Annotated in this window: 21 protein-coding genes; 20 read left to right on the forward strand and 1 reads right to left on the reverse strand. The window is 43.4% G+C overall.

All coding sequences use genetic code 11. The annotated features are described in order from the left end of the window. The first annotated feature begins 52 nt into the window (after positions 1-52). The 13 genes from AC3E6G_RS08960 to AC3E6G_RS09020 all read left to right on the forward strand — a co-directional run bounded on the left by AC3E6G_RS08960 (position 53) and on the right by AC3E6G_RS09020 (position 10,698). A complete protein-coding gene (locus tag AC3E6G_RS08960) occupies positions 53-604 on the forward strand; it encodes a hypothetical protein (protein ID WP_227223475.1) in 552 nt (183 codons plus the stop codon). A 9-nt stretch (positions 605-613) separates the two neighbouring features. Next, complete coding sequence (locus AC3E6G_RS08965) at positions 614-919, forward strand: hypothetical protein (RefSeq protein ID WP_023920072.1); 306 nt, start codon at positions 614-616, stop codon at positions 917-919. Further along, the gene (locus AC3E6G_RS08970; protein ID WP_003009394.1) at positions 919-1,242 is read left to right on the forward strand and encodes a hypothetical protein; all 324 of its coding nucleotides are present in this window, start codon (positions 919-921) and stop codon (positions 1,240-1,242) included. Before AC3E6G_RS08965 ends, AC3E6G_RS08970 begins: the two co-directional genes overlap by 1 nt. A 163-nt stretch (positions 1,243-1,405) precedes the next feature. Then, complete coding sequence (locus tag AC3E6G_RS08975) at positions 1,406-2,458, forward strand: zinc-dependent alcohol dehydrogenase family protein (RefSeq protein ID WP_155169884.1); 1,053 nt, start codon at positions 1,406-1,408, stop codon at positions 2,456-2,458. 158 nt (positions 2,459-2,616) lie between these two features. Beyond that, positions 2,617-3,003 (forward strand): ABC transporter permease, encoded by a 387-nt coding sequence (locus tag AC3E6G_RS08980; RefSeq protein ID WP_154859253.1) that lies wholly within the window; start codon positions 2,617-2,619, stop codon positions 3,001-3,003. 169 nt (positions 3,004-3,172) lie between these two features. Continuing rightward, complete coding sequence (locus tag AC3E6G_RS08985; protein WP_155169881.1) at positions 3,173-3,871, forward strand: N-acetylmannosamine-6-phosphate 2-epimerase; 699 nt, start codon at positions 3,173-3,175, stop codon at positions 3,869-3,871. A gap of 158 nt (positions 3,872-4,029) precedes the next feature. Further along, entirely contained in the window at positions 4,030-4,482 is a 453-nt protein-coding gene (locus tag AC3E6G_RS08990) for a NanQ anomerase/TabA/YiaL family protein (protein WP_155169878.1), read from the forward strand. Positions 4,483-4,595: 113 nt separating this feature from the next. Further along, positions 4,596-5,945 (forward strand): ABC transporter substrate-binding protein, encoded by a 1,350-nt coding sequence (locus AC3E6G_RS08995; RefSeq protein WP_154859259.1) that lies wholly within the window; start codon positions 4,596-4,598, stop codon positions 5,943-5,945. A gap of 53 nt (positions 5,946-5,998) precedes the next feature. After that, entirely contained in the window at positions 5,999-6,883 is an 885-nt protein-coding gene (locus AC3E6G_RS09000) for a carbohydrate ABC transporter permease (protein WP_006595263.1), read from the forward strand. Next, positions 6,883-7,716, forward strand: a complete 834-nt coding sequence (locus AC3E6G_RS09005; protein WP_037599884.1) for a carbohydrate ABC transporter permease — start codon at positions 6,883-6,885, stop codon at positions 7,714-7,716. Before AC3E6G_RS09000 ends, AC3E6G_RS09005 begins: the two co-directional genes overlap by 1 nt. 25 nt (positions 7,717-7,741) lie before the next feature. Then, on the forward strand, positions 7,742-8,848 hold the full coding sequence (locus AC3E6G_RS09010) for a Gfo/Idh/MocA family protein (RefSeq protein ID WP_490700844.1): 1,107 nt from the start codon (positions 7,742-7,744) through the stop codon (positions 8,846-8,848). Positions 8,849-8,877: 29 nt separating this feature from the next. After that, on the forward strand, positions 8,878-9,795 hold the full coding sequence (locus AC3E6G_RS09015) for a dihydrodipicolinate synthase family protein (RefSeq protein ID WP_490700845.1): 918 nt from the start codon (positions 8,878-8,880) through the stop codon (positions 9,793-9,795). A gap of 15 nt (positions 9,796-9,810) precedes the next feature. After that, positions 9,811-10,698, forward strand: coding sequence for an ROK family protein (locus AC3E6G_RS09020; RefSeq protein WP_070586618.1), 888 nt, complete (start codon positions 9,811-9,813; stop codon positions 10,696-10,698). 97 nt (positions 10,699-10,795) lie between these two features. On the opposite strand, the gene AC3E6G_RS09025 is transcribed toward AC3E6G_RS09020, so the two are convergent. Beyond that, entirely contained in the window at positions 10,796-11,635 is an 840-nt protein-coding gene (locus AC3E6G_RS09025) for a MurR/RpiR family transcriptional regulator (protein WP_070586617.1), read from the reverse strand. A gap of 293 nt (positions 11,636-11,928) precedes the next feature. Between AC3E6G_RS09025 and AC3E6G_RS09030 the strand changes: the two genes are divergently transcribed. The 7 genes from AC3E6G_RS09030 (at position 11,929) to AC3E6G_RS09060 (ending at position 17,405) form a co-directional block, all read left to right on the forward strand. Then, positions 11,929-12,252: a hypothetical protein gene (locus tag AC3E6G_RS09030; RefSeq protein WP_003015405.1), complete on the forward strand. Its 324-nt coding sequence runs from the start codon at positions 11,929-11,931 to the stop codon at positions 12,250-12,252. Beyond that, on the forward strand, positions 12,242-14,203 hold the full coding sequence (locus AC3E6G_RS09035) for a V-type ATP synthase subunit I (RefSeq protein WP_490700846.1): 1,962 nt from the start codon (positions 12,242-12,244) through the stop codon (positions 14,201-14,203). Before AC3E6G_RS09030 ends, AC3E6G_RS09035 begins: the two co-directional genes overlap by 11 nt. A 30-nt stretch (positions 14,204-14,233) precedes the next feature. Further along, positions 14,234-14,713: a V-type ATP synthase subunit K gene (locus AC3E6G_RS09040; protein WP_003009435.1), complete on the forward strand. Its 480-nt coding sequence runs from the start codon at positions 14,234-14,236 to the stop codon at positions 14,711-14,713. A 70-nt stretch (positions 14,714-14,783) separates the two neighbouring features. Next, complete coding sequence (locus tag AC3E6G_RS09045; RefSeq protein WP_070675926.1) at positions 14,784-15,374, forward strand: V-type ATP synthase subunit E family protein; 591 nt, start codon at positions 14,784-14,786, stop codon at positions 15,372-15,374. 9 nt (positions 15,375-15,383) lie between these two features. Beyond that, positions 15,384-16,403: a V-type ATPase subunit gene (locus tag AC3E6G_RS09050; protein WP_490700847.1), complete on the forward strand. Its 1,020-nt coding sequence runs from the start codon at positions 15,384-15,386 to the stop codon at positions 16,401-16,403. Then, the gene (locus tag AC3E6G_RS09055; RefSeq protein ID WP_003009443.1) at positions 16,384-16,704 is read left to right on the forward strand and encodes a V-type ATP synthase subunit F; all 321 of its coding nucleotides are present in this window, start codon (positions 16,384-16,386) and stop codon (positions 16,702-16,704) included. Before AC3E6G_RS09050 ends, AC3E6G_RS09055 begins: the two co-directional genes overlap by 20 nt. Next, on the forward strand, positions 16,701-17,405 hold the full coding sequence (locus AC3E6G_RS09060) for a GNAT family N-acetyltransferase (RefSeq protein ID WP_049485581.1): 705 nt from the start codon (positions 16,701-16,703) through the stop codon (positions 17,403-17,405). Before AC3E6G_RS09055 ends, AC3E6G_RS09060 begins: the two co-directional genes overlap by 4 nt. Positions 17,406-17,432 lie beyond the last annotated feature (27 nt).

Below are 17,432 nucleotides of genomic sequence, written 5' to 3' on the forward strand. Positions count from 1 at the left end.
TTTTCAGTTATAGGAAACGAAAAAACAAATCCAAGAAAGGAGGCCATCTCAAATGGAGTTAGAAGGTGAAGTGCAAGATCAGGCCCAGAAAATTATTGAAATGCCCCAACGAGATCGGGCAACGTCCGCTTCAGAAAATCAGCCATCATCTGCTTCGGTGGTCTCCATGTATGGGCAGGAAAGGCCCAGCATTCCGAGTCTCCATCAGCAATTGGCAGGAGCATCTGGTACCCAGACCATTCAATTGCGGGAGGAATTGGTACTGGCAGTAGCGCAAAATGCTTCAGCGCAAGCGACGGTCTTTGAGGCCGAGCTCAAAGATCAGCTAGAAGTGGCCAAGGAGACGGTTTCCCATAAGGTTGCTGAGGTGTCTCAAATGGCCCACAGCATGGCCCAATTTTTAACAGACGCAGAAGTGGAGCAACTATTAGGAGAGTTCTCCATGGATACTTGCTGGGACCAAGCGGTCGAGGCGGAAAACCTGGCCCAAGCAAAGGTCTACTCGACACGTCTGTCAGATTTGGCAGGCCAACTGGAAGCTGCATCAGCCCAATTGGTGGACTTGGATAAGGGACAAGCAGTGGCCTTTGATTTTCATAAGTAGGAGAAAAAGATGTTAGAGATCCTGGGAGAGGATAGAGAACGTATTGAGGAGCTCCATCGAGAGATTAAAAAGGAGCAAGAGCGGATTGCAATTCGGAGTTTGATTGCAACGCAAAAAGCCTTGATGATGTTGGAAGGGATGAGTTTGCAGGTGACTTTGAGCGGTCAATCCGAAAAAATGCGCTCTTTTGCTACAACAACTCTAGTTAATGATTTGAAAGATGGATTTACAGGAGGAGCAGCGGACGCGGCAGAAGCAGCACTGAAATCAGTGAAAAAGCCGATTTTATTGAGTCCGATTAAAGGAGGTATGTGATGTACCATTCAGGAAATAGTGAATTAGAACAACTAGAAGATCGACATTACCGCTTCAACCAGAAACTTAGCGAGTTGGAGTGGGATTATGCGGATATGCGTATGGATGTCCGCCAACATACAGAAAATTTAGTAGACTGGCTGAGTGCCCTGCATTTTCAAGCCCCAAGTGCGGAGGCTCAAAGTGGCTTGGAGCGTTTATTTGCCTTGCAAGAAGAGTTTGAGGCAGAACTAAAGCGCTATGAAGAGCGTTTAGAAGAAGAACGTGAGCGCGAGCAGCAAGAGTACTATAAGCAGCGCCAACAATTAGAACAAGGTGATTGAAACATTCCTCTGGTAGAGATAAGAGGAATGTTTTTGTTTGCTCAAAAAACTTTTAAAAATGTGCTCATAAAATCTTGTAAGCGTTTACTTAATATGTTATAATATTCACAAAGAAACGAAAATAAAATGGTTTTATCAAACCAACAAAGAAAAGGAGTCGCTTATGAAAGCTGCAACTTATGTATCTGCAGGCAATCTGCAACTGCTGGATCAACCAAAACCAATGATCAAAAATCCAACGGATGCCATTGTGCGTGTCTTGAAGACAACCATCTGTGGGACAGACCTTCACATCCTAGGAGGAGATGTGCCAGCTTGTAAAGAAGGCACGATTTTAGGCCACGAAGGAATCGGGATCGTCGAAGAAGTCGGCGATGCAGTGAATAACTTCAAGGTAGGCGACAAGGTCATCATCTCTTGTGTCACAGCTTGTAATACCTGCTACTACTGTAAACGTAATTTGCCTTCTCACTGTGAAGATGGTGGTTGGATTTTGGGTCACTTGATCAACGGAACCCAAGCAGAGTATGTCCACATTCCACATGCGGATGGTAGTCTTTATCATGCGCCTGAAACTGTGGATGACGAAGCCTTGGTCATGCTCTCAGATATTCTCCCAACCTCTTATGAAATCGGGGTCCTCCCATCTCATGTAAAACCTGGGGACAATGTCTGTATCGTTGGAGCTGGTCCGATCGGTCTTGCAGCTCTCTTGACTGTGCAGTTCTTCTCACCAGCTACGATTATCATGGTGGACTTGTCTGAATCTCGTCTTGAAGCGGCTAAGAAATTTGGAGCAACTCACACCATCTGCTCCAGCGATATCGCTGAAATCAAGGCCTTTATCAATGAAGTGACCGAAGGTCGTGGTGTCGATATCTCCATGGAATGTGTGGGCTATCCTGCTACCTTTGATGTCTGCCAAAACGTCATCTCTGTCGGCGGTCACATCGCCAATGTCGGTGTTCACGGAAAACCAGTTAGCTTCAATTTGGACGAATTGTGGATCAAGAACATTACCCTCAACACCGGTCTCGTCAATGCCAACACCACTGAAATGTTGCTCAATGTCCTAAAATCTGGTAAGATCGATGCAACCAAGCTCATTACCCACCACTTCAAACTCTCAGAAGTCGAAAAGGCCTATGATGTCTTTAAACATGCGGGTGAAAACAATGCACTCAAGGTTATTATCGAAAATGACATCAGTGAATGATGTGCTCATTACTCTTTGTTCATAGTTTTTTTAGTAGGGCCAGAGATATTCTGGTCCTATTTTCAGTTCCAGCTAACCGATTTCTCCTTGCAAAAAAATTTCTTTGTCTTATAATATAAGTGTAGAAAACGATTATATGGATAGAAAGGTGTGATCTTATGAAGGGCTTTCGTTACCATCGTGAATTCTGGTTGGACTTTCATTTCTGGATCTTGGTCTTGCTTTTAGCGGCTGTAGCTTTGACGATGCGGGCTCCGCTTTCGGTAGTTAGCCTCGCTTATCTTGCTTTTGTTGGGATTTTGATTCTGTTGCAGGTCTTTCAACCGCCTGTATCGACACGGAAGTACACGGAAGGTAGCTACCATTTCAATTGGACCTTCTATCGGGATATCAGACTCTATATCGATCTCTTTTTATTAGCAGGTCTCTTGGCAGGCCCAATTGCGTCATCAGATATGGCCTATTGGATCTTGCTTGGAGCTGTCGTTGGCTCTATCGGCTTTGTATTTGTCGTAAAGGAAAAAGCGACTCAAAAGATGGCCTAGTGAATCCTCACCATGTCGATCTCTGAAACTAGTTTCAGAGATCTTTTTATTTTTCCCAAAATGCGAAACTATAAACCAATTGCAAGAATAATATTGTAAGCGCTTTAAAAAAGAGCTATAATCAATTTACAAGTACTCGAGTTGCCTTAGTATCAAAGGAGAAGGAGTTATGTCAAAGATTACAAAAGATGAATTGATCCAGCAAATCAAAGATGGCATCATTGTTTCTTGTCAGGCTCTCCCTCACGAACCGCTCTATACAGAAACTGGAGGAGTCATTCCTCTCTTGGTTAAAGCGGCTGAGCAGGGTGGAGCTGTCGGGATCCGAGCCAATAGTGTCCGGGATATCAAGGAAATCAAGGAAGTGACCAAGTTACCGATCATTGGGATTATCAAGCGTGACTACCCACCGGAAGAACCCTTTATCACGGCTACCATGAAAGAAGTCGATGAATTAGCAGCTTTGGATATCGCGGTCATTGCTCTGGATTGTACCCAACGTCCCCGTCATGATGGCCTTTCGATCAGTGACTTTATCCATCAGGTCAAAGAAAAATATCCCGATCAGCTTTTGATGGCCGATATCTCGACCTTGGAAGAAGGATTGACGGCTGTTGAAGCGGGGGTAGACTTTGTCGGAACGACCTTATCTGGCTATACAGACTACAGTCCAAAGGTCGATGGACCAGATTTTGAACTGATCCATAGCCTCTGCCAAGCAGAAGTGGATGTCATCGCAGAAGGCAAGATCCACTCTCCTGATCAGGCCAAGAAAATCCATGATCTCGGGGTGCGCGGTATCGTCGTAGGTGGCGCTATTACCCGACCAAAAGAGATCACCGAGCGCTTTGTCGCAGCTTTAAATTGAGAAAACAAAACAGAAGATTGAAGGAGGAGACCCAATAGAGACTAGTCGAATTCATTTAATGAGAATGTTTCAGTGAAGGATAACGATGAAGATTTCAAGAAGGGAGTCATATTTGCTTAACTTTCTGCAACATAAATCTAGTGTAAAAGGAGAAATAGATGATATTTGATGATTTAACAAACATAAAATTGTACAAAGGGATTCATCCTAATCTGGATCAAGCGATTGATTTTCTCTATGAACACCGGAAAGATTCTTTTGAGCTAGGGAGATATGATATCGACGGTGACAAGGTCTTTCTCGTTGTTCAAGAAAACACCCTTAACAAAGATGAAAATGATCGCTTTGAACATCATCGCCGTTATGCCGACCTTCATTTATTAGTTGAAGGGCATGAATTCTCTAGCTACGGTTCCCGTATCCTAGATGAAGCTATTCCATTTGATGAAGCAAGTGATATTGGCTTTGTTCATTGTGAGAAATTCTATCCACTTCATTTGGGTTATCATAATTTTGCAGTCTTCTTCCCTGGGGAACCTCACCAACCAAATGGTTATTCAGGTCAGGAAGAAACAGTCAGAAAATATTTATTCAAAATTGCGATTGATTAGATGTCTTAAATAGAAAATGGAGGAGATAGGCAATATAGTTAGTTTTTTCGGAGAAGTTAAGTCTTCAAAGCGCTGATTACATATTTTGTATTTAAAACAGAAAGAGGAAAACAATGAAAAATAGTAAGAAAATTCTTTTCGCTTTGGTTCTCGCGTTATTCGCCTTGTTTGTCACTGCATGTTCATCTTCAAAAAATGATGCAGAAGGAAGTAATAAATCTGGAGAATTATCTGGTGAAATTGTAATGTGGCATTCATTTACTCAGGGACCTCGGTTAGAAAGTATTCAAAAATCAGCTGATGAGTTCATGAAGAAGCATCCAAAGGTTAAAATCAAGATTGAGACATTTTCATGGAATGACTTCTATACAAAATGGACGACTGGATTAGCAAATGGCAATGTTCCAGATATTAGTACAGCTTTGCCAAACCAAGTTATGGAAATGGTGAATTCAGATGCTTTGGTTCCATTGAATGATACTATTAAGACAATTGGAGAAGACAAATTTAATAAAACAGCATTAGATGAAGCGAAGGTTGATGGCAATTTTTATTCCGTGCCTTTGTACTCACATGCTCAAGTTATGTGGGTTCGCACTGATTTATTGAAACAATATAATATTGAAGTTCCAAAAACATGGGATCAGTTGTATGAAGCTTCTAAAAAATTAAAAGAAAATGGAGTTTATGGATTGTCTGTTCCTTTCGGGACAAATGATATGATGGGGACACGCTTCTTGAATTTCTATGTACGAAGTGGCGGTGGTAGCCTGTTGACTAAAGATTTGAAAGCTAACTTGACAAGCAAACTGGCTCAAGATGGAATTAAATATTGGGTGAAGATGTACAAAGAATTTTCTCCGAAAGACTCATTGAACTTTAATGTCTTGCAGCAAGCTACTTTGTTCTATCAAGGAAAGACAGCATTTGACTTTAACTCAGGCTTCCATGTAGGTGGTATTCAAGCAAATAGTCCTCAATTGATTGATGCGATTGACGCCTACCCTATTCCAAAAATAAAAGAATCAGATAAAGATTATGGTATTGAAACTTCTAATATTCCATTGGTAGTTTGGAAGAATTCCAAACATCCAGAAGTAGCGAAAGCATTCTTAGAATCTTTGTATGAAAAGAAAGATTATATTAGCTTCTTAGATTCAACTCCTGTTGGAATGTTGCCTGCCATCAAAGGAATTAGTGATGATCCAGCCTATAAAGATAATGACATCCGCAAGAAATTCCAACATGCAGAAGAAGTTATTACAAAAGCAGCGGAAAAAGGTACAGCTATTGGATATGAAAATGGTCCAAGTGTTCAAGCTGGAATGTTAACAAACCAACATATCATTGAACAAATGTTCCAAGATATTATTACAAATGGTAAAGACCCAATGGAGGCTGCTAAGGATGCAGAAAAACAATTGAACGATTTATTCGAAACTGTAGCAGTTGATGTTAAATAATAATAGCAGAGGCTACAATAATGTAGCCTCTGTTTTTAGAGAGGAAAAAGCATATGGTCAAAAATAGAAATTTGACTCGATGGGTGTTTGTGTTACCTGCTATTATCATTGTTGGACTATTATTTGTTTACCCATTTTTCTCCAGCATTTATTTTAGCTTTACAAACAAACATTTGATCATGCCGCGGTATAAATTTGTAGGATTAGCAAATTATAAAGCAGTTTTATCGGATCCTAATTTCTACAATGCCTTCTTCAACTCCCTTAAATGGACAGTCTTTTCTCTTTTGGGACAAGTGCTTGTTGGTTTTGTGTTAGCACTTGCATTGCACAGAGTTAGACGTTTTAAGAAGTTATATAGAACATTGTTGATTGTTCCTTGGGCCTTCCCAACAATTGTTATTGCCTTTTCTTGGCAATGGATTTTAAACGGGGTATATGGTTATCTACCTAACTTGATTGTGAAATTGGGACTGATGAATCATGTTCCTGGATTTTTGACAGAAAGTACCTGGGCCTTTATCTGTTTAGTATTTATTAATATTTGGTTTGGTGCCCCTATGATCATGGTCAATGTTCTATCTGCCTTACAAACGGTTCCGGAGGAACAGTTTGAAGCCGCTAGGATTGATGGGGCTTCCAGTTGGCAAGTTTTTAGATTTGTTATTTTACCTCACATTAAAGTAGTAGTCGGATTACTTGTTGTACTGAGAACAGTATGGATCTTTAATAACTTTGATATTATTTATCTGATTACTGGTGGTGGCCCTTCAAACGCAACAACAACATTGCCAATATTTGCATATAATCTCGGTTGGGGAACAAAACTTCTTGGGCGTGCCTCAGCGGTAACAGTCTTGCTATTTATTTTCTTATTGGCAGTATGTTTCATTTACTTTGGAGTAATTAGTAAATGGGAGAAGGAGGGTAGAAAATGATGAAGAGAAGAACAAATGTACTCCTTGATATTGGGTCACATGTTGTTTTAGTTATTTCAACTATTATCGCAATTTTTCCTTTAATTTGGATCCTTCTATCTTCTGTAAAAGGAAAAGGTGAATTAACCCAGTTTCCAACAAGATTTTGGCCTAAACAGTTTACTCTCGATTATTTTACGCATGTTATTAATGACCTACATTTTATAAATAATATAAAAAATAGCTTATTAATCGCATTAACGACAACTGTCATCGCTATTATTATTTCTGCAATGGCTGCTTACGGTATTGTTCGCTTCTTTCCAAAATTAGGGGCGATCATGTCTCGGTTGCTAGTCATTACCTATATCTTCCCTCCGATCTTGTTGGCAATTCCTTATTCTATTGCTATTGCAAAAGTTGGATTAACCAATAGTTTAATTGGTTTAATGATTGTTTATCTTTCATTTAGTGTCCCTTATGCAGTGTGGTTGTTAGTAGGATTCTTCCAAACCGTTCCAATTGGAATCGAGGAAGCAGCAAAAATAGATGGCGCGAATAAATTTGTTACCTTCTATAAAGTGGTGTTGCCAATTGTTGCACCAGGTATTGTTGCTACAGCGATCTATACCTTTATCAATGCATGGAATGAATTCCTTTACGCACTGATCTTGATCAACGATACAAGCAAGATGACGGTTGCAGTAGCTTTGCGTTCATTAAACGGTTCGGAAATACTGGATTGGGGAGATATGATGGCGGCATCTGTAATTGTGGTATTGCCTTCAATCATCTTCTTCTCAATTATCCAAAACAAAATCGCAAGTGGTCTTTCTGAAGGATCCGTAAAATAGTAAAAATAGAAACAGGAGAAAAACAATGGTTGTAAATTATGGTGTTGTTGGCACAGGATACTTTGGTGCTGAATTGGCAAGATATATGAAAGAAAATGACGGAGCAGTAATTACAGTTGTGTATGATCCAGAAAATGCAGAAGCTGTAGCAGAAGAATTAGGTGCCCGAGTGGCTTCATCACTCGATGAATTGGTTCAAAGTGATGATGTGGACTGTGTGATTGTTGCTTCTCCTAATAATCTGCATAAAGAACCCGTGATTAAAGCTGCTCAGAATGGAAAAAATGTATTTTGTGAAAAACCGATTGCTTTATCATATGAAGATTGTAAAGAGATGGTAGAAACATGTAAAGAAAATGGTGTGATTTTCATGGCTGGTCACATTATGAATTTCTTTAATGGTGTCCATCATGCTAAAGAATTGATCAATCAAGGGGTTATTGGGGACGTTTTATACTGTCATACAGCGAGAAATGGCTGGGAAGAACAACAACCATCCATTTCATGGAAAAAAATTCGTGAAAAATCAGGCGGGCATCTTTACCACCATATCCATGAGTTGGATTGCGTGCAATTTTTAATGGGAGGTATTCCTGAAACAGTTACAATGACAGGTGGAAATGTAGCTCACCAAGGAGAAAACTTTGGTGATGAAGATGACATGATTTTTGTCAATATGGAATTCCCTGGCAAGCGATTTGCCTTGCTGGAATGGGGTTCTGCCTATCGTTGGGGAGAACACTATGTCTTGATTCAGGGAACGAAGGGTGCTATAAAATTAGACCTATTTAATTGTAAAGGTACTCTGAAAGTAGATGGAAAAGAATCATATTTCTTAATTCATGAATCTCAGGAAGAAGATGATGACCGTACAAGAATTTATCATAGCACGGAGATGGATGGTGCTATTGCCTATGGCAAACCTGGGAAACGCACGCCATTATGGCTCTCATCCGTGATTGATAAAGAAATGAAATATCTTCATGATATTATGAATGGTGCTCCTGTATCAAAAGAATTTGAGAAATTATTAACGGGAGAAGCAGCATTGGAAGCAATTGCGTCTGCTGATGCCTGCACTCGTTCCATTAATGAGGACCGCAAAGTTAAATTATCAGAGATCATGGGGTAATGAACTCATTAGTGACAAAAGGAGAAAAAATGTCAGATTTAAAAAAATATGAAGGAGTCATCCCGGCTTTTTATGCCTGCTATGATGACCAAGGAGAAATTAGCCCGGAGCGGGTACGTGCGCTGGTAGAATATTTTATCGCGAAAGGTGTGCAGGGCTTGTATGTCAACGGATCCTCCGGCGAATGTATCTACCAGAGCGTAGCCGATCGCAAGTTGGTCTTGGAAGAAGTCATGGCAGTGGCTAAAGGAAAATTGACCATCATCGCTCATGTAGCTTGTAACAATACCAAGGATAGTGTGGAATTGGCACGACATGCGGAAGAACTAGGAGTGGATGCCATTGCGGCCATTCCACCGATCTATTTCCGCTTGCCAGAATACAGTGTGGCCCACTACTGGAATGAAATCAGTGCAGCCGCACCCAATACAGACTTTGTCATCTACAATATCCCGCAATTGGCAGGGGTCGCTTTGACACCGAGCCTTTACAAGGAAATGTTGAAAAACCCACGGGTGATTGGGGTCAAGAATTCTTCGATGCCTGTTCAGGACATTCAAACCTTTGCTTCTTTAGGAGGCGACGACCACATCGTCTTTAATGGTCCGGATGAACAATTCTTAGGTGGCCGTCTCATGGGAGCGCATGCTGGGATCGGTGGCACCTATGGTGCGATGCCAGAACTTTTCTTGAAGCTCAATCAGCTGATTGCTGAGAAAGACTTGGAGACTGCGCGTGCCTTGCAGTTTGCCATCAATGATATTATTGGAGTCTTGACATCTGCTCATGGTAATATGTATGCGGTCATCAAAGCGGTTTTGCGCATTAATGAAGGTTTGGACTTGGGATCTGTTCGCTCCCCTTTGACGCCAGTAGTAGAAGCGGATCAAGAAGTGATTCAACGTGCTGCTCAACTCATTCAGGACATAAAAGCCAGATTCCTTTAATCAAAGGAGGTCTAGATGAATCCATATGTTGTAATTGATATCGGAGGGACCAGTATCAAGTATGGTCTAGCCGATGCAAAAGGGCAACTCCTAGAGACCCATGAAATGCCAACGGAGGCCCAAAAAGGAGGACCTCACATTCTTAACACAACAAAGGAAATCGTAGCCCGTTATTTGAAGAAGCATCCCTTGGCAGGGGTTGCGATTTCTTCGGCCGGAATGGTAGATCCTGATAAGGGAGAAATCTTTTATGCAGGCCCACAAATTCCCAACTATGCAGGCACCCAATTCAAAAAAGAAATCGAAGAGACCTTTCAGATCCCTTGCGAGATTGAAAATGATGTCAACTGTGCTGGTCTCGCAGAGGTCACTACAGGCCATGCAAAAGGATCGAACAATGCTGTTTGCCTGACAATTGGAACGGGGATCGGCGGTTGCCTCTTGCTTGATGGTCAGGTCTTTCATGGTTTTAGCAATTCAGCCTGTGAAGTTGGCTATCTTCATTTGCCAGACGGTGCCTTTCAGGATCTAGCTTCAACGACGGCTTTGGTCGAGTACGTGGCAGAACATCATGGTGATCCTGTGGAACAGTGGAATGGTCGCCGGATCTTCAAGCAGGCAACTGAAGGAGATAAGATCTGTATGGCTGGAATTGATCGGATGGTGGCCTATCTCGGAAAAGGACTGGCCAATATCGCCTATGTGGTCAATCCAGAGGTCATCGTTCTTGGAGGGGGGATTATGGCTCAGGAAGCCATCCTCAAGCCAAAAATCTATCAAGCCCTGTGTGCCGAATTGGTTCCTAGCCTAGCAGATAAGATCCGTTTGGAATTTGCCCACCATCAAAACGCCGCAGGTATGTTGGGGGCTTACTATCACTTTAGACAAAAACATGAAACATAAAACAAGTCGCGTTGGCGACTTGTTTTTGATTCATCAAAAAAAGCATGAAAGATGAAGAAAGCCTGATCTTTCATGCTTTTTAAATAGGGAGACCATATTAGGATTTTCGAGAACGTTGACTAGAAAGCTTTTTGTTTTCCCAGTAGCTATTAAAGACAATTTCCTTTTGTTCTCGGCTTTTATTAAGGAAATGAGCATAGATCAAATCGACCACAATGAGGAGTGGTAAAATTGCGGAAATTCGATCGATATAGGTACTACTAGGAAGAGGTGCGGCCGGTAACACTTCTGTGAATCCTTGGTGGATGGCGGCCGGGTTAGCCGTCACAAGAACCGTTTTAGCCCCTTTTTCTTTGGCGTCCAGGAGACTGTCTGTAATGGAGTTGGTGCCTCCTGACAATGAGAAACCGATGACTAAACAAGAGGAATCGAGAATACTGGTCGTCCAAGCAAAGCCATCTTGATCAGTCAAGGCTTCACAAACGACGCCCAGTCGCATAAAGCGCAATTTCATTTCTCGAGCAACTAAACCGGAACTACCGATCCCGAAGAAATAGACTCGGTCTACTTGATCGATTAGTTCAGCTACCCGATCTAATTGAGAATCTTTTACCAGACTTTCAGTGACGTTACTGATATGGTGGTAGCGTTGCAAGACGCTCAGCGTCAGCTCGTCATGCTCTTGCACCTGTTTTTGATTTTTGGTTTCTTCGTTAAAGTGATAGACAAATTCCCGATAGCCGGAAAAACCACATTTTTGAGAGAAACGCGTCAAAGCTGCCTTTGAGACATGGAGTAACTCAGTTACACGAGAAGAGGACAGGGAGTGCTGTCGTGCTTCGGATGATAAAAAATATTGGGCAATGTCGCGTTCCATATCCGTTAACTCAGCTTCATGGCTGGCGATAATGGCGCGTAAATCTTGATCTTGTTTCACAGCAATCCTCCTTTCTCACGAGATGAAATAACAGGATACTCCTATAATATATTACACATTATAACATGGGTAACCGCTTTATTCAAGTAAAAGAAATCAAGAAATACTGAAACTAGGAACAGGATATGCGAAAAGAAGAGAACGCTACCAATCTTGGCAGTAGGGGCTTGCTGGCTGTCCAAAATTTTCTGAAAATTCCCGGTTGGGCCTGAACAAACGATATGAATTGTGGTATAATTTAAGATAATTGTACTGTTGTTGGAAGAACAATAGTTGAATAAGGAGGTGTGACGATGTCGAATGCAACACTCGAGATGATGCAAGAGATCGAGCAAGCTGCTCAGGGCGTGATCGTAGGCTATGAAGCTCAAGTCGAACAAATCCGAACGGATTCGCGCGATCGCCTTGCAACAGTGGCACAGCATTACGATGAGGAAACCAAGCAATTGGTCACAGAGGCAGAAAAAAACGCCCAGGAAAGACTCGTCCGTTTAACGAAAGATCTGGAAGAAACGGTTGCGCGCAATGATGCCAAGGTGCAAGAGGCGATGACCGACAAGCGAGCTGGGTTAGTTGAAGCCATTGTAGAAAAGGTGGTAGCAAGCTATGGCCGTTAGTCAGATGCAAAAACTGTCCCTCATCTTGCCCAAAGATGACTTGGACAGTCTCCTACTAGCGCTACAGTCTGAGGCAAAAATTCAGATTTATGACCTCAGTGAGCATGAAGAATGGCAGGCTGCCTTTGAGGCAAATACCTTGTCTCAACCCTTGACAGAGGACAATCGTCAAGCCTTGGTAGAGCTACAAAAACGTCAAGAACAAGTTGAAAAAATGATTCAGACTCTAGAGCCCTACATGCCTGAGAAGAAGGCCCTGCAAGCTCTGAAGGAAGAACCCTTAAGCTTGTCTTTTGATGACTTGCAGGCCCACGGGATGATTCGAGACGAGGATCTTCTATTGACCAAGTTGAAACGCCAATTGCGCGTGTTAGACAAGGCTCGTCAGAAGATTGCGGATGCAAAGGGAGAGATAGAGCGCTTAGAAAAATGGCGACCGTTAGAGGTGACGCCAGCTGCTCTCGCTACTTTTCACTATGTGCATGGCTTGATCGGGACGATCCCAAATAGCGATACAGACGCCGTTCGTTCTTCCTTAAAAGCTCATCCTGAGCTGGAGTTAGAAGAAGTCTTTACGTCTGAAATCGAACACGGTTATGTCATCTTGTATCGCTCGGGAGATCGTGTAGCTGTTCAGGAGCTACTGGAAGACCATGGGTTCAAAGAATTGGACTATGAAGAAGAGCAGGTCCCGGCCGCCTACTTGGATCGCCTAGAAGGGGAAATCAAAGAGCAAGAAGCTGTAGTTGCAGCAACCCTAGCCGAGTTACAAAACTCCCAGAAGGAGTTGGACCAGCTCAAGTACCAGATGGATTACTTGCTGAGTTCGGGAGCTCGTGAGGAAGCCAAGTCGCTTCTTGCCAGTACGCAAAGCTTGGTAGCCCTAGAGGGTTGGATTGAAACATCCCAAGTGGCCTCATTGCGAGACTTCTTGCAAGAAGGTTTTGGTTCTCGGGTCTTACTAGAGACGCGCGATGTGACGGAAAAAGATTGGGATGACGTTCCGATCCAGTTGCGAAATAATGCCTTGGTAGAGCCCTTTGAATTAGTCACAGAGATGTACGCCCTGCCTAAGTATTACGAGAAAGATCCGACACCGATCGTTTCTCTCTTCTACTTTGTTTTCTTTGGCATGATGGTCGCAGATATCGGTTATGGACTGTTGCTAACGGTAGCGACAGGCTTTGCCCTTAAAGCCTTCAAGCTCAAGCCTAGTACAGCCAAGAACCTTCGTTTCTTCAGCCTCCTCGGAATTTCAGTTGCCCTTTGGGGTGTGGTCTATGGCTCTTTCTTTGGATTTGAGATGCCTTTTGCCCTGATCAGTACGACCAGTAACGCCATGACCATCCTGATCCTCTCAGTGGTCTTTGGTTTTGTCACTGTCTTGGCGGGCCTCTTCCTAGGGGGAATGAAAAATGTCCGCCTCAAAGACTACACGGAAGCCTATAATGCGGGCTTTGCTTGGGTCCTGATCCTACTTGGCTTAATGCTTCTAGCAATAGGCAATATCTTGCCAGGGATGAGCCTTCTAGTTCCGATTGGCAAGTGGTTAGCTATTTTGAATGCCATTGGGATCTTGATTGTTTCCATTGTCAGCGCTAAGAAGCTATCCGGTCTAGCGTCTGGTCTCTTTAACCTCTACAATGTTAGTGGCTATGTTGGAGACTTGGTCAGCTTCACTCGTTTGATGGCCTTGGGCTTGTCTGGAGCCAGTATCGGTTCGGCCTTTAACCTCATTGTCAATCTCTTTCCACCGCTTGGGCGGTTTACGGTAGGGCTTCTGCTCTTTATCGTCCTACATGCCATTAATATGTTCCTGTCCTTCTTGTCGGGATATGTGCATGGAGCCCGTCTGATCTTTGTGGAGTTCTTCGGTAAGTTCTACGAAGGAGGAGGCAAGCCATTTCGTCCTCTCAAACCTTCTGAACGCTATATTAAAACAAAAAAATAAGTATTATCTTTAATAAATAGGAGTATATTCATGGAATCTTTAGCATCATATTTTTCAGCCCATGGGGGCGCCTTCTTTGCAGCATTTGGTGTGGCGATCGCCGTTGCACTTAGTGGAATGGGATCTGCCCTTGGGGTTGGTAAAACGGGTCAAGCAGCAGCAGCGCTCTTGAAAGAACAACCTGAGAAATTTGCCCAAGCCTTGATTTTGCAATTGTTGCCAGGTACACAAGGTTTGTACGGTTTCGTTATCGGGATCTTGATCTGGTTGCAAATTAAGCCAGATATGCCACTTGAAACAGGGGTTGCTTACTTCTTTACAGCTCTTCCAGTTGCGATCGTTGGTTATTTCTCAGCAAAACACCAAGGAAATGTTGCGACAGCAGGGATGCAAATCTTAGCCAAACGCCCTGAAGACATGATGAAAGGGGTTATCCTTGCGGCCATGGTTGAAACTTACGCCATCTTGGCCTTCGTTGTGTCCTTCCTATTGACCCTACGCGTCGGCTAAGAGCTAGCTTTGATGGATTCGCCTTACGAGGCGAAAAACACAAGACGCATGCAATAGGAGAAAAAACGATATGGATGAACAAACCCAATTAAAGGATTCGATCTTGGCCCAAGCCCACGAAAAAGGGCGTAAACTCTTAGAAGAGGCCAAGGAAACCATCCTAAAAGAAGAGACTGCGCAAGAAGAGCGTTTGATCCAAGACAAACTTAATCAACGCTCCGAGCAGCTCAAGCGGATTCAACGTCAATTGCAACGTGAAACCCAACAAATCGAAAATAAAAAACGCCAATCCACCCTTGTCACCAAGCAACGAGTCTTAAAGGATCTCTTTGCAGATGCTTATGAAGCGATGGTGGCTTGGCCCCTTGAAAAGGAAATGCAGTTTGTAGATGCGGTCTTAGAGCGCTATCAGGGACAAGTTGTGACCCTGACCTTTGGGGCGGTGAGCGCTGCTAAATTTGATTCAGCAGCTCTTGAGAGATTGAAGCAGACGCATCAGAATGTGACAGTTGCAGATGCAACGATCCCAGCTCAAGCAGGCTTTGTCCTGTCGGTTGGGAAGATTGATGACAACTATCTCTACTTTGATTTGGTGGATTCCATTTGGGAGCAAGAAAGCTACCAGATGGCAGCCAGCATTTTCACAGATGAAGAGAACTAGGAGGTTGCAATGAGCGAACGGACCTATTCTCAAGTCAATACAGGAATCAGCGTACGTGAGGCTAGTTTTGTCAGTCCCAGTCAGTTTGAGCAGTTGCTTGCAAGTCCCTCAAGCGAGAGCCGAGAAGGCTTGCTACAAGGGACACCTTATGCTTTAGATAGCCAGGAGATCAAGGATTTATCAGTCCTTGAAGCCCGTCTGATGGCAGCCTTGTTGGCAGAATACCAATGGGCTTTTGAGGTAAGCCCTCAGTCAGACCTGGTTAGCCTTTTTACCTTGAAGTACACCTATCATAATCTCAAGGTTTATCTAAAACACAAGGCGACAGAGCGCAAGTTGGGGCACTTATTGATCCCTATCGGTCCTTATTCTCTCGATGTGCTCGAGCATTTGGTGGCGACCTTTTCTGCAGAGCATTGCCCAGCCTTTATGGCGGAAGAAGTGGCTGCAACCTGGCAAGAATTCCAAGACTATCAGGACTTGCGGGTCCTCGAAATTGGGATGGACTTAGCTTATTTTAAACACCTGAGATACTTAGGGGACAGCCTAGATCATCCGATTCTGAAGCAGTTGGTGGACGTGACCATTGACTTTTACAATGCGATTACAGTTAAGCGGGCCTTGGATCAGCAAAAACCGCATAGCTTTATGCACCAATTACTTTCAGATGAAGGGAGCCTCAGTGCCCATCAGGTGATCGACCTGCTAGAATCCGGTCAGTGGTTGACCTGGTTTTATCAAGTCAATCCGCTGGAGTACGATCTCGCCTTAGAGACTTATGAAGAAAAGATGCGCACCGGTCAACTAAAGACCGTAGAGTTGGAGTATTTAGAAAGCTTGGTGAAATTCAGTCTTCTAGACGCTGGCCGTTTTGAAGTCGATGGACCCCTACCCCTTGTTCGTTATCTTTACGGGAAAGAGTTAGAGGTGACCAACCTTCGTTTGGTCCTCTCTGGTTTGGACAATGGTTTTCCGCTAGCAGACATCAAAGAAAGGATGAGACCGATTTATGGACAAACAGACCTATAAGATCGCAGTTGTGGGCAATCGGGACGCCATCCTTCCTTTTCGCCTGATTGGCTTTCAAACCTATCCGGTCACAGAGCCACAAGAAGCGATCAATACCCTGCGAAAACTCAGTCGGGAAAACTTCGGGATTATCTACCTGACAGAGGATATTGCTCAGGCTATTCCAGATACAGTGGCTTTTTACGACCAGCAGCTGACTCCGGCTCTGATCCTTATCCCGACCCATAGAGGAACTACGGGACTGGGCCAACAGCGGATTCGTGATAATGTCGAAAAAGCAGTAGGACAGGATATTTTATGAGAACAAATGAATTTGGCCAAGCGATTGGCGATGCACTGCCGGATTTTACACCGGGGCGTCTGCCAGCTATTGAGCGGATCGAAGGTCGCTATACCGTGATCGAGCGCCTCTCAAAAGAAAAACATGGAGCAGATCTTTATCAGGTCTACGGGCCGGACTCTCCAGCAGCTATGTGGACCTTTCTGTTCAAAGGCCCTGCCCGCAATGAAGAGGAGTGGGACCACTTATTAGATGATCTCATGACAGCCCAAGGTCGCTTTTACTATGCGATTGTAGACAAAGATTCAGGCAAGGCTTTGGGGACTTTCTCTCTCATGCGGATCGATCAAGCCAATCGGGTGATCGAAGTCGGAGCAGTGACCTACTCACCAGCGCTCCAAAAGACACGCATGGCTACAGAAGCCCAGTATCTCTTAGCGCGCTACGTGTTTGAAGATTTAGGATACCGCCGCTATGAGTGGAAATGCGATGCCTTAAACCAAGCATCTCGCAAAGCAGCTGAGCGCTTAGGGTTCACCTATGAAGGCTGTTTCCGTCAGGCTGTTGTTTATAAAGGTCGTACCCGTGATACAGACTGGTTGTCTATCATTGACCAAGAATGGCCAGAAATCAAACAGCGACTAGAAGCTTGGTTGGATCCAAGCAATTTCGATGCCAATGGCCAACAAAAGCAATCTCTAAGAGAGATAGCACAAAAGTAAAACAAAGAAACAAAGGATTCCCAGGAG

This window comes from Streptococcus sp. SCPM-O-B-23252 (M501) (genome assembly GCF_058200355.1).

Coding starts and splice junctions, on each gene's coding strand:
- AC3E6G_RS08960 (WP_227223475.1), top strand. CDS start 53: ATGGAGTTAGAAGGTGAAGTGCAAGATCAGGCCCAGAAAATTATTGAA.
- AC3E6G_RS08965 (WP_023920072.1), top strand. CDS start 614: ATGTTAGAGATCCTGGGAGAGGATAGAGAACGTATTGAGGAGCTCCAT.
- AC3E6G_RS08970 (WP_003009394.1), top strand. CDS start 919: ATGTACCATTCAGGAAATAGTGAATTAGAACAACTAGAAGATCGACAT.
- AC3E6G_RS08975 (WP_155169884.1), top strand. CDS start 1,406: ATGAAAGCTGCAACTTATGTATCTGCAGGCAATCTGCAACTGCTGGAT.
- AC3E6G_RS08980 (WP_154859253.1), top strand. CDS start 2,617: ATGAAGGGCTTTCGTTACCATCGTGAATTCTGGTTGGACTTTCATTTC.
- AC3E6G_RS08985 (WP_155169881.1), top strand. CDS start 3,173: ATGTCAAAGATTACAAAAGATGAATTGATCCAGCAAATCAAAGATGGC.
- AC3E6G_RS08990 (WP_155169878.1), top strand. CDS start 4,030: ATGATATTTGATGATTTAACAAACATAAAATTGTACAAAGGGATTCAT.
- AC3E6G_RS08995 (WP_154859259.1), top strand. CDS start 4,596: ATGAAAAATAGTAAGAAAATTCTTTTCGCTTTGGTTCTCGCGTTATTC.
- AC3E6G_RS09000 (WP_006595263.1), top strand. CDS start 5,999: ATGGTCAAAAATAGAAATTTGACTCGATGGGTGTTTGTGTTACCTGCT.
- AC3E6G_RS09005 (WP_037599884.1), top strand. CDS start 6,883: ATGAAGAGAAGAACAAATGTACTCCTTGATATTGGGTCACATGTTGTT.
- AC3E6G_RS09010 (WP_490700844.1), top strand. CDS start 7,742: ATGGTTGTAAATTATGGTGTTGTTGGCACAGGATACTTTGGTGCTGAA.
- AC3E6G_RS09015 (WP_490700845.1), top strand. CDS start 8,878: ATGTCAGATTTAAAAAAATATGAAGGAGTCATCCCGGCTTTTTATGCC.
- AC3E6G_RS09020 (WP_070586618.1), top strand. CDS start 9,811: ATGAATCCATATGTTGTAATTGATATCGGAGGGACCAGTATCAAGTAT.
- AC3E6G_RS09030 (WP_003015405.1), top strand. CDS start 11,929: ATGTCGAATGCAACACTCGAGATGATGCAAGAGATCGAGCAAGCTGCT.
- AC3E6G_RS09035 (WP_490700846.1), top strand. CDS start 12,242: ATGGCCGTTAGTCAGATGCAAAAACTGTCCCTCATCTTGCCCAAAGAT.
- AC3E6G_RS09040 (WP_003009435.1), top strand. CDS start 14,234: ATGGAATCTTTAGCATCATATTTTTCAGCCCATGGGGGCGCCTTCTTT.
- AC3E6G_RS09045 (WP_070675926.1), top strand. CDS start 14,784: ATGGATGAACAAACCCAATTAAAGGATTCGATCTTGGCCCAAGCCCAC.
- AC3E6G_RS09050 (WP_490700847.1), top strand. CDS start 15,384: ATGAGCGAACGGACCTATTCTCAAGTCAATACAGGAATCAGCGTACGT.
- AC3E6G_RS09055 (WP_003009443.1), top strand. CDS start 16,384: ATGGACAAACAGACCTATAAGATCGCAGTTGTGGGCAATCGGGACGCC.
- AC3E6G_RS09060 (WP_049485581.1), top strand. CDS start 16,701: ATGAGAACAAATGAATTTGGCCAAGCGATTGGCGATGCACTGCCGGAT.